Below are 9,891 nucleotides of genomic sequence, written 5' to 3'. Positions count from 1 at the left end.
CACCTGCTGCTGTCGGCCGGGCGCGGCCCGCAGGAGTGTGCCTGGGCGTTGGCGCAACTGCTGCACCGTATGGAAGCTGACGCCATCCGGCAGGGTCTGGAGATCCATCGGGCCCAGACTGTTCCCGGTGATCGGCGCGGCACTTATCGATCGGTCCTCGTCCGGATCGCAGGTGACGGTGCCGAGGCGTTCGCCGCGTCGTGGACCGGAACTCTGTGCTGGCAGGCTCCCAGCCCGTACCGGGCCAGCACCGGCAGAAAGAACTGGTACGTCATCGCCGAGCCGTGCCAGGTCGACGCCCCGCATACGACGTTCGCGGAAGCGGACGTCGACATCGTCGCCTGCCGCACCGGTGGCCCCGGCGGTCAGCATCGGAACAAGGCCAGCACGGCCGTACGGGCGACCCACCGGCCCACGGGGATCGTCGTCGTGGTCGACACCGAGCGGCAGTTCAACCTCAACCGCCGCATCGCCATGCGGCTGCTGCGACAGCGCATCGAGCACGGGGACGAGGTGGCGGGGCGCGCCGTCACCACCGCCCGCTGGCGCATCCATGATGAGCTCGTACGCGGCAACCCCACCCGCATCGAACGCCCGTAGACGTCTGGGCAGGACCTGGCCCCGCAGGAGCAGACGGCGGCAATCCACCCTGATCACGCCCATCGTGAAAGGGGGATCGCATCAGTCGGCATGAGGTCGGTGGGGCAAAAGCGTGCAGTGCCGCCCATGACGAGTTCTCCCCGTGTCGCCGCACCAGCCCATATGACGCGGCAGCGGCGATGTGGCCACAGATGAGCACCAGAACTGTGGTTCAGGGAGAGGACGGAATTCGTCGCAGGAGCGCCACCGCACAGCCCTGAGAACTGCTAACGCAATGAGGTGAGGCATCGCCAGCAGATGTGGGGGCAGGCCGGCTTGAGGAATGCCTCGTGAATGTCGGCGCGGACTTTCCAGCGGATGCGCAGACGTCGGAAGGCGTGCAGCAGGGTGAAGGTCTGCCCAGGCCGGAGCTATGTGCGGTGTCGTGGCGCGCGATCAGTGGGCGGATCTGTAGTTCGCGCACCAGGCGCCGATACTTGTCGTGGTCGTAGCCCAGGCCGGCGGGCACGACGTCGGGGCGCTGGCGGGGGGCCGCCGCGCTCGCCGCGTACCTTCGGGACGGCCCGCAGGAGCGGGATGAGCTGGGTGACGTCGTTGCGGTGGCACCGGTGAGGATAACGGCAAGGGTGGTGTCGGTGATCAGGTGGTGCTTGCTGCTGAGCCGTCCGCGATCGACCGGGGACGGGCCGGCGCCCTGATCTGGGAAGAGTCCACTGCGGCCCGGAAGAGGTTGAGCGTGTCCGCCGGGCGCAGGCGGTCCGGCATCACCTCGTGCAGGCGCTGCCAGATGCCGGAGACGTTCCACTCGGCCAGGCGTCGCCAGCAGGTCATGCCCAACCGTATAGCCCAGCTCTTGTGGCAGGTGCTGATGCCGGTTGCAGGACGAACAAGATGCCCCGTAACGCAAGGCGGTCATGTAGCCGCTTGCTTCCCGGATGGCGTAAGCGCCGCCGATGCTGGGGCAACAGCGGCTCGATCACGCCCACAGCTCGTCCGGCCTCAGCTTCGCCACCTGCGCTCCCTCTCGCTCGGCTCCAGCGAGAGATCAAAGCACAACAAAATAATTCTGTTAGGACTTCTTAGAAGGCGCCATGGAAGATCTTTTGGTCTTCTCCTGACCGTTTGTTTGACGACCCCCCACACTGAAGGCCGTGACGAACGATCTCACCGACGCGTGGGACCGCCTGGTTCCTCTCCGCCGGCTTTACCAGGTGGCGGCCCTGCTCAACATGCCGCGCCTGGATGAGAGCGCCGCGCGCGAAGACGCGCCGCAAATCAACCAGCAGGCGGTGCTGTACGCCGGCATCGCCGACTGGGCTCGACTATCGGCCCAGGCGGCCGAACAACTCGGCAGGCCGGATGCGGCCGACACTGCCGATGAATACACCTACCTTGTCGAATACACCGACGAGCACGCCAAAGGCTGGCACCCCGCTCCCAGCGAGCACTCCCAGGGAATCATCCTGGCCGACACGGCCGAGGCGGTCGCGCAAACCGTACTCACTCACTACATCACCCACCTGGCCGAACACCGCGACGACTACCAACTGTGGCTAGTCGACTCGCTATCCCTGCGCGCGAGTGTGTGGCACGTGAACACCGCCGCGGCGCACCCCTGCGGCCGCCACTCCAGCTATCCCTTCTCGGCGCACACATTCAAGAACGCGATGATTCTCCCCCACGCCGTCGAGATCCGCATGCCTGTCCAAATACACCGGTTCATGAACCACTACATCGCCCCGTAACTGAGAGCCGGAGTCATGGAAACGACGTAACCCCTGCCCCCATGCGGTTTGAGCTCTCCCAAAGCGGGTGCCGCAGGTTCGAATCCTGATCGTTCAGGGTCGGCGAGCGTGTCGTCACTTGTTCCAGGCCACCAGGAACTCTGCCAACGAGATGCGTCCGTCCACGTCCCCGTCGTGCTCGTCCGAGACTTTGAAGATCGAGTCGAGCTCGGTGGCGGTGACCTGCTCGCCGCGCGCGTTCATGGCGAGCGCGAACTCTTCGCGCGTGATGTATCCGTCCCCGTCCCGGTCGAACTCCTGGAACGTGGCGGTCGGGTCGTCGAGATCTGGCATGGGTGACCTCTCATCGTGCGATTCATTCGATGTACTGGCAAAGCAATATCGAAGCACGAGCTTGTGCCCCCACGCGAGGAATGACGGGGCGAAAAGCGCCGGTCGTGGCGCCCCATTTCGGATCCGCGACGGCAGGAAGTCGATCGAGCTGATCGCTACCGTCTGCTCGCACGAACCGGCGTAGATCGGACGTGCCGGGGTGACCGGGTGACTGGGTGACCGTGGATGGGCAGCAAGGGGAGCGGATCACGGCGTTGCGGACGCTGGCTGCGGATGCAGGTCGCGGGTTGTGGGTGCCGGTGCAGGTCACGGGGTGCAGGTCGGGGGGTGTGGGGTGCTCGACAACGGCGTGTGCGTGGACGAGGCTCGGAGGCTCTCCCGTGAGGTGCCCGCTGCTGCCCGGGATCAAGCGCGTATCCAGGCGGCCGCGACCCGGAGGAGAAGGCCGCCAGGAAGCGGTGTGATGGGGCGCGGGCGCGTGTTGGGTCCGCGCTGGATGAAGGGGAACCGTCTATGGCGCCGGACGAGTGGGACAGGATCTTGATGCTCCGGTGGCTGTCGGGTCGGTGGCTTCGTCACGCCGTGTGCCTGCGCGTCAAGACCAGGATGGTGTCAGCCGCGGGCGGGGGTGCGGAAGACCTGGCGGCTGTGCCAGCTGATGTGGTCAGGCTCCACCGCGTCCAGGCCGGGCTGGGGAGTTCGGGCGGGGTGGCCGGACAGGGAGAGGACCAGGTCGTGGGATGCCTGTGACCGGCCCACGAACCTGGCGGAGACGGCGATGGTGCGGTCGATGGTCAGGCCGAGGACGCCTTTGTCGAATAGTTTGTGGTGGATGGCGCACAGGCACAGACCGTTGGTCAGGTCGTCGGGTCCGTCGAAGGCCCACCAGCGTACGTGTGCCGCGTCCAGCCCCACCGCCGCGCCGTCCAGCCAGCCGTCGTAGGAGCAGAACGCGCAGCAGTACTCGTACGCCATGAGCACCCGGTCGCGGAAGCCCGGGTCGCGGCGCAGGACCGGTGGTGTCCGGAGCTCATCGCCGGATTCCAGGTCGAGGCCGGTCAGCAGGCACAGGTCCGGGTGCAGGGATGGGGCGAAGTTGGCGTCCAGGAGGTGGCGGGCGATTCGCCCCAGCAGGCCGGGTTCCTCCGACAGGGCGCGGGCCAGGTCGGGGTGGAGGCGGCCGGCGGCCTGGCTGTCGCGGAGGCGGCCCAGCTCCGGGCCCGGGCTGCCCGGGCCGTGGCGGGTGTCGACCAGCCAGAGGCCGTCGTTCGTCAGATGGTGGAAGGGGTAGCCGGGGCTGGTGTCGCGGGGCGGGCCGTACTCCTTGAGCAGTTTCTTGAGCTCGGCCTCGGCGGCGCTGAACGTGATGGGCCGGTTGCCGTGCCGTTGGAAATGGCCCAGGGCGTACAGGAGGAGGAGCGGCTTGTGCGGTGCGCGCTCGCCGCCTCTGGTCCAGCGCCGGATCTCAGCGACCCGCTCGATCCAGTCCACGATCGGCCAGTGTAGAGCGATTATCCGCCTGTCGCGGTGGCCGGCCGCGCCCTATAGTCACCGAGTGAGCGATCTCCAGCCGGGCGTTTACCAGCATCTGATCACTCGTGAGCTGGACGGACTGCTGCGTGCCGTGCCCGATCGAGACCTGGTCGACCGGCGGGCGCTGGACATCGCCGACTCCCACGAGACGCTGGCCCGGCATCTGGCCGCGCTCACCCGCCGGGCGCTGCGCTCCGTACGGGGCGAGAACGACGCGGTACGGCTGGCGCGGCAGGTGGAGATCGTCAACAAGGTCGCCGACCTCCTCGGCGACCTTGTTCCCGAGGCCGCCTCGCCCGAGGAACTCCTGGAGGCAGCCGAGGAGTTGCTGGGCGTCGCCAGGAGCCGGGATCGGGATGCGGCCGGTCGGGTACGGTTTCCCGCGCGGCCCGTGATCCCCCTCACCGGTAGCGCGTTGCTGGTCAACGGCCGTGGGCAGCCGGAGATCGGCCATGAGCTCAAGCGCGAGCTGGCCTCGGCCGATCGGGTGGATCTGCTGTGCGCGTTCGTGAAGTGGAACGGCGTGCGGGTGCTGGCGGAGGCGATCGAGGAGTTCGTGGCGCGGGGCGGCCGGCTGAGGGTGGTGACCACCACGTACATCGGCGCCACCGACCGCCTGGCTTTGGACCGGCTGGCGGCCATGGGCGCCGAGATCCGCGTCTCCTATGACACGCGGATGACCCGGCTGCACGCGAAGGCGTGGTTGTTCCAGCGGGACAACGGCCTGTCCACGGCCTATGTGGGCTCCTCCAACCTCTCGCGCACCGCCCTCAGCCATGGGCTGGAGTGGAACGTACGCCTCGCTCAGGCCGAACAGCCGCATCTGATCGACACCTTCGCGGCCACGTTCGACGACTATTGGGGTGATCCGTCGTTCGAGCCCTACGATCCGGCGCAGGACGCCGAGCGGCTCGACCGCGCCCTGTCCGCCGAGCGGGCCGGGGGCCGGGCGGTCGTGCTCGACTTCGCGCACGTCGATGTCCGCCCGTACTCCTACCAGCGGGAGATCCTCGACGAGCTCGCCGCCGAACGGCAGATCCACGACCGGTGGCGGAACCTGGTCGTCATGGCCACCGGCACCGGCAAGACTGTGGTCGCCGCGCTCGACTACCGGCGGCTGCGTGCGGCCGGGCAGGCGGAGTCGCTGCTGTTCGTCGCGCACCGGAAGGAGATCCTGCGGCAGAGCCTGCTCACGTTCCGGCAGGTGATGCGGGACGAGACGTTCGGCGAGATGTACGTCGACGGCGCCCGGCCGGAGCAGTGGCGGCACGTGTTCGCCTCGGTCCAGACGTTGCACGCCAACCCGCTGCCGGAGCCGGACCGGTTCGACATGGTGGTGGTGGACGAGTTCCACCATGCCGAGGCCGTCACGTACCGGCAACTGCTCTCCGGTGTGCGGCCCAAGGTGCTCCTGGGGCTGACCGCGACGCCGGAACGCGCCGACGGGCAGGACATCAAGCACTGGTTCGACGGCCGGATCGCCGCCGAGCTGCGGTTGTGGGAGGCGCTGGAGCGCGGGCTGCTGGCCCCGTTCCAGTATTTCGGCGTCCACGACGGCACCGACCTGCGCCAGATCGGCTGGCGCCGGGGCCAGGGTTATGACCTCGGCCAGCTCTCGAACGTCTACACCGGCAACGACCGCCGCGCCGCCGTGGTGCTGGAGACGCTGCGGCGGAAGGTCGGCGAGGTCGGACGGATGCGGGCCATCGGGTTCTGCGTGAGCGTCGATCATGCCCGGTTCATGGCCGATCGGTTCACCCGGGCGGGGCTCCCGTCGGTGGCCGTGACCGTCCAGAGCCGGAACGACGAGCGTGATCAGGCGCTGCGTGACCTGAGGGAACGCCGGATCAACGCGGTTTTCACCGTCGACCTCTTCAACGAGGGCGTCGACGTTCCGGAGATCGACACCGTGCTCTTCCTGCGGCCCACCGACAGCGCCACCGTCTTCCTGCAGCAGCTCGGACGCGGGTTGCGGCTGGCCGATGACAAGCCGTGCCTGACCGTGCTCGACTTCGTCGGCCATCAGCACAAGCAGTTCCGCTTCGATCGGCGTTATCGGGCGCTCACGGGCGCGAACCGTACCGGCATCGCGCGGGAGATCGAGCGGGGGTTTCCGACGCTGCCCGCCGGGTGCGTGATCGATCTGGATCGTGACGTGCGGCGGCTCGTTCTCGAGAACGTACGGCAGGCGCTCAGCCTGAACTGGCGGGATCTGGCGCGCGAGCTCCGCGAGCTGGGGAACGTCAGCATGGCCGCGTTCCTGCGGGAGACCGGGCTGGACGTGGAGGATCTCTACCGCGGCCGCCGCCAGGGCTGGGCCTCCCTACGGCACGCCGCTGGCTTCGACACCGCGCCGCCCGACGAAGGGCTCGGACGGGCCTTCGGCCGGATGCTGCACATCGACGACGTTGAGCGACTCGCCTTACTGACTGAGGTGCTGGCCGGACGGCCTCCGCGGTCGCCGAAGTCGCCGCGCGAGCTGCGGCTGCTGGCCATGTTGGATGCGATGTTGTGGGGCGGCACCGAGTCCGTCTCCGGGATGGAAGCCCGACTCGCCCACCTCACCGGTGCTCGGGCCACAGAGCTCGGAGAGCTGGCGGATTTGCTCCGGTCAAGGCTGCGTCACGTGGCTCCACCGCTGGACCCTGTCGTGCCGCTGCGCTTGCACGCCCGTTACAGCAAGAACGAGGTGCTCGCTGCTTTCGGCATCGACAAGCCTGCGCCCATCAGGGAGGGCGTCAAATACGTGCAGGAGCACCAGGCGGACCTGTTCTTCGCCACCATCGACAAAACCGTTGGTCGTTACTCCCCTACCACGCTCTACCAAAATCGGGCGATCAGCGAGGATCTCTTCCAGTGGGAATCGCAGAGCCCCCTGCGGTCATCCACCCCCACCGCCCGCCGCTACGTAGCGGGCGAGTCCACGGCGCACCTTCTCATCAGGAAGTCCAAGCGCGACGAAGGGCTAGGCACTCCCCCGTACACGTACGCAGGGCCGGTGCAGTACGTGAGCCACGAGGGCGAGCGACCCGTCCGCTTCGTCTGGCGCCTGGACCACCCGCTTCCACCCGAAGTGTTCCACTACGCCAAGGCCACCGCGGGCTGAGCCGACGCGGGCGTCATGAGGCGAGCAGGTCGAAGTGGAAGCCGACGACCAGCCCGAGGAGGCTGATCACGCGCCACCACCCCAGGGACTTCGGATGCTCAAGCACCCAGGCCACGCCTTTGAGGGTGTTCTCGAACAGCTTGCTTCTGGCGGCCGAGATCGCCACCCAGCCGACGGCGAGGACGATCGTCGCGATCAGGACCGCCAGGGCGAGCCGGCCGCTGCCGAGCCCCATGGCGACGTCGACGGCGGCCGCCATGGAACCTACGACGATCGCGCCCCCTCCCGTGGTCAAAGCTGTCAGCGTTCCCTGGGTGCGGGATCGGGGGACGGCTCGGAGGCGTCCGCCGTATTCACGGATCCGCTCTGGGCCGAGGATGTCGAGGACGACCGTCATTCCGCCGAGGAACGCGGCGATCTTCCCAAATCGCCCCCACCACAGCATGCCCAGGCCGTACATGGTGGAGTCCTGCAGGGCGCTGTTGCCCGAGAACCACATCTGCAGGGCGTCCAGATAGCCGATGTCTGCCACGGAGGGAGCGTAGAAGCGGCAGTGCTCGGACGACCAGTAGACATCACGGGGGGCTGCTCGGGTCAGAAGTTCCATAGGAGGATGGTCTGGCGTAAATGGAGATGCCCACGTAGCCGAGGATCAGCGCCGCGATGGAAACGGCAATCGCTCACTGGTTCTTTGGCGCGGAAACTTCGATTGTTGACAATTTGGCACTTCCTAAGAGGGCTATGGCTCCCGATAGTGGCCATAGTGGCGCTGGCGCAGGCGTTCGAAGTAGCCCAGGCCTACGAAGAACACCCCGACGAAAATCGAGAGGCCGAGAGAGAAGAGCAGGGTGGTCAAGGTGAGGGGGCGCTGCGCGGCGACCATGGCGATGACCAGCAGGATGACGCCGACCAGAGCGCCGAAAGCGGGCCCCATGATCAGGCCGAGGCGCACGGGGTGGGCCGCGGAGAAACGTTGACCACGGTGCGGCTCCGCGTCACCGCCCAGGGATTTGTCCACGCGCCAGAACCAGCACGCGAACAGCCTCCACACACGCACAGTCGACCTCTTTCACGGGGAAAGGAGAAATATCCTAATTCTCCGGGTGGTCTTGCGTACACTTCCTCCGTGATCGTGGGCGTAGGGCTGTTCTTTGTGGTCCTGGGTATTCCTGTGGCGTTAGCGTGCAGCTCGGTGCTCTTGGCGTGGGGGTCGGCCCGGCATGCCTGTCTGCGATCGCGGTTCCTGTTGTGGGGGGCGGCTTCGGCGGCCTTCGGCCTCATGGTGATGGCCGTCATCGCCCGGGCGACGCACGAGGACAAGCACTATGACGACTTCGGGTCGGCTCTGCAGACCTTGGCGGCCATCAACGGGGGTGCGCTGTTTCTCGCCGGGCTGGGGCCGTTGACTCCGTGGCTGCTGGGGATCCTGCGGCGGCTCACTGCCCGGTTGTCGCCGGCGATCCGCCTGGCCGCCCGTGACGTGGCCCGTAACAGCCCCCGTACGGCCCCACCGATCGCGATCACGATGGTGATGACCGCCATCGCGATCGCATGGATGATCGTCTCGGTCGCCGAGGCGGCGCAGGCCAGGGCCGGGTACTTTCCCCGGGCTCGTTCGGGCGCGCTTGTCGTGGATGTCCGGTCGGATGACCCGGCGGTCTCACGGGCAGCCGTACAGCAGGAGTTGCCCGGGGTGCCCATCGCCCAGAGAGACGCTCCGAACCATCGCGGGCACTTCAGTCTGGAAGTCAAGGACCTGCCGGACACGGAGAGCATCGAACCGGAGGGTTTCATCGGCGACCGGGCGCTCCTGCGCTACCTCACGGGGGATCCGGACACGCCGTACGACGAGGGCACAGCCGTGGTGGTCACGCCCAACGACATCCAGGTCGACACGGTGACGATCTTCTACACCGACGACGACCAGGAGACAGAACTATCGAGCAAGTCCATCCCCGCGATCGCCGTCGAATCCGCCGACCCGTACGTGAACGAGCTCTTCATCCCGACGAAGGTCATACGGGACCTGGGCCTTGGCCCCGAGCCGATCGAACTGATCGTCGATCCCTCAGCTCACCGGACGACCGAGGCCGAGCAGGAGCGGATCAACCAGCGATTGGGTGGCGACCTGAACACCTACGTCGAGCGGGAGTTCCAGGAATCGGCCGAATGGATGGGCGCGGTCGCGGCGGCAATCGTCGTGGCGCTCGCCAGTGCGCTGATCGCGGGCGGCCAGGCGGGCGCCGGTGGCCGGACGAGACGGGTGCTGCTGCGGGTCGGCGCCGGCTCGCCCCTGGCGCTGCGGATGTTCGCCGCGGGTCGCGCAGGCTGGAGCATGCTCTGCGGAACGGCGCTGGGGGTGTTCGCCGGGTGCGTCATCGGGCTGCTCCTGGCGTGGCCGATGACGGCCTCGGTCGATTGGGAAGTTCTGCCGCGGGTGTCCTTCGAGACGCCGTGGTGGGCGATCGCCGTCCTGGTCACCGGGCTGCCGGTGCTCGCCGGGGTCATCGCGGCGCTGCCCAGGCCGCGACGTCCTTGACGGATTCAGCCCTCAGGGAAGACGGCGCAGGTCTC

Annotated in this window: 8 protein-coding genes and 1 pseudogene; 4 read left to right on the top strand and 5 right to left on the bottom strand. The window is 67.7% G+C overall.

The genetic code is table 11. The features are described from left to right. Positions 1-600 (top strand): peptide chain release factor H (gene prfH, locus ACWDX9_RS17765; protein ID WP_449954828.1); only part of this gene is annotated, 600 nt, incomplete at its 5' end. A 266-nt stretch (positions 601-866) separates the two neighbouring features. Here prfH and ACWDX9_RS17760 read toward each other — a convergent pair. Then, a pseudogene (locus ACWDX9_RS17760) lies at positions 867-1,612 on the bottom strand (transposase). A 139-nt stretch (positions 1,613-1,751) separates the two neighbouring features. Here ACWDX9_RS17760 and ACWDX9_RS17755 point away from each other — a divergent pair. Beyond that, positions 1,752-2,345, top strand: a complete 594-nt coding sequence (locus tag ACWDX9_RS17755; protein ID WP_449954826.1) for a hypothetical protein — start codon at positions 1,752-1,754, stop codon at positions 2,343-2,345. A gap of 114 nt (positions 2,346-2,459) precedes the next feature. Here ACWDX9_RS17755 and ACWDX9_RS17750 read toward each other — a convergent pair whose 3' ends face one another. Both ACWDX9_RS17750 and ACWDX9_RS17745 read right to left on the bottom strand, forming a co-directional pair. Then, positions 2,460-2,678 carry an EF-hand domain-containing protein gene (locus tag ACWDX9_RS17750; protein ID WP_364261647.1) on the bottom strand — a complete coding sequence of 73 codons (219 nt, stop codon included), beginning with the start codon at positions 2,676-2,678 and terminating at the stop codon, positions 2,460-2,462. Between the two features lie 612 nt (positions 2,679-3,290). Continuing rightward, positions 3,291-4,169, bottom strand: a complete 879-nt coding sequence (locus ACWDX9_RS17745; protein WP_449954823.1) for a phosphorothioated DNA-binding restriction endonuclease — start codon at positions 4,167-4,169, stop codon at positions 3,291-3,293. Between the two features lie 64 nt (positions 4,170-4,233). Between ACWDX9_RS17745 and ACWDX9_RS17740 the strand changes: the two genes are divergently transcribed. Then, positions 4,234-7,317, top strand: coding sequence for a DUF3427 domain-containing protein (locus ACWDX9_RS17740; protein ID WP_449954820.1), 3,084 nt, complete (start codon positions 4,234-4,236; stop codon positions 7,315-7,317). Between the two features lie 13 nt (positions 7,318-7,330). Here the strand turns inward: ACWDX9_RS17740 and ACWDX9_RS17735 are convergent, their stop codons facing one another. Together ACWDX9_RS17735 and ACWDX9_RS17730 are read right to left on the bottom strand one after the other, a co-directional pair. Then, positions 7,331-7,924, bottom strand: a complete 594-nt coding sequence (locus ACWDX9_RS17735; protein ID WP_449954817.1) for a hypothetical protein — start codon at positions 7,922-7,924, stop codon at positions 7,331-7,333. 132 nt (positions 7,925-8,056) lie between these two features. Next, positions 8,057-8,374, bottom strand: coding sequence for a hypothetical protein (locus ACWDX9_RS17730; protein WP_449954815.1), 318 nt, complete (start codon positions 8,372-8,374; stop codon positions 8,057-8,059). A gap of 228 nt (positions 8,375-8,602) precedes the next feature. On the opposite strand from ACWDX9_RS17730, the gene ACWDX9_RS17725 reads away from it, so the two are divergent. Then, a complete protein-coding gene (locus ACWDX9_RS17725) occupies positions 8,603-9,856 on the top strand; it encodes a hypothetical protein (protein ID WP_449954812.1) in 1,254 nt (417 codons plus the stop codon). The last annotated feature ends 35 nt before the right edge of the window (positions 9,857-9,891 follow it).

Source organism: Nonomuraea sp. NPDC003201 (assembly GCF_053590415.1).
This window is presented reverse-complemented; position numbering and strand designations above follow the sequence as displayed.